The organism is Thiorhodococcus minor (genome assembly GCF_010820565.1).
Taxonomy (GTDB): Bacteria; Pseudomonadota; Gammaproteobacteria; order Chromatiales; family Chromatiaceae; genus Thiorhodococcus; species Thiorhodococcus minor.
Genome location: NZ_JAAIJQ010000262.1, coordinates 1 through 1,163 on the forward strand (window position 1 = coordinate 1; position 1,163 = coordinate 1,163).

General features: G+C 41.1%; 1 protein-coding gene. It reads left to right on the forward strand.

Going from position 1 to position 1,163, the window contains the following annotated elements; translation table 11 throughout:
• The first annotated feature begins 506 nt into the window (after positions 1 to 506).
• Entirely contained in the window at positions 507 to 1,001 is a 495-nt protein-coding gene (locus G3446_RS26815; RefSeq protein ID WP_164456698.1) for a hypothetical protein, read from the forward strand.
• Positions 1,002 to 1,163: the final 162 nt, after the last annotated feature.

The following is a 1,163-nucleotide window of genomic DNA, read 5'->3' on the forward strand; positions in this document are numbered from 1 at the left end:
GATTACGAACGCTGCTGGCTGAAAACTTTCAGATTATCGGAAATTAAAAAGCCGAAATCCTGTATTCGCTGGGTATAATTCTTTTCAAGTCTTGCTCAGTAAACTCGATACTGATCATCGGCACATCAAGGTACACGGCGGCTTTACGGTAGCGATAAGCATAAAATAAATACAGCAGGTTAACGAGGCTTACTCAGAGCTAGGTTAAGAGGGCGCAATCTGTGCCTATACGAGGTAGAGCTAGAGAATCTCGGGGACCCTAGGACGGATCCTTGTTCTTTTGGTCTCATCGGGTGTAGTCTAAGAATCGTTTGTGTTGAGTGGGAGTGCGATTGGGCTGAGCCCGACCTTTACCCTCAATGCTTCAAGGATCCTCGTCCAGAAACGAAAATAAGATTTCCAGGTAGCCCTGTGATGTCAAAACCAGGCGGATTTGATCCTGGAACGGATTCTCGCTGCAATTGTGTGCGCGAAATTATGCAATAACGAAATTGTTGAAAAATTTTATGTATCCAGAAATTATTGTTGCCTTTGCTGTACGTCTTTTCTCGATATTTTTGGCAATTTACTCTCTGCAGTTTATTGCAAGCATGGCTTCTCATCTTAGGGCTTTAGATGGCGTTTCTTTTATTTATTTGGTAACAGCGCTATCGATGATGGCGATTTCGTTTTTATTGTGGAGTTTTCCATCAATTGTTGCTCGAAAACTGATTGGTTCTTATCCAGGTAATGATTTAGAGAACCTTAAGATTTTTGCTGATATAAAACAGGTTCAATTGGCATCTATTTCCATATTGACTATCTACTTGCTGTTTAATGTTGTTTCTGATCTAGTAATGTATTTTTCTGTACTTGCCCTCATGGCGAAGAGGCAAGGTGTTCCATTGGAACTTAGTCTTGAATATAAGGCATCAATGATTGCCACGGTGGCAGAGCTTGTTTTCGTGCTTTTTTTGCTGCTTCGAAAAAGACAGGTAATTTCTTTATTATCTCGGTGCTAGGGAGTTCGATCTGATCAAGAAGGACGGTGTCAGGTCTTGCCTTTTGCCTTTGGAATTCTCGAATTCCGGAATTCCGGTGACAGTTTATACTTCATATAGGCACAAGATCACATTTCTTGAATGCCTGAAAATTCAACGTGAGCAATGAATCGAGTTCTTTCT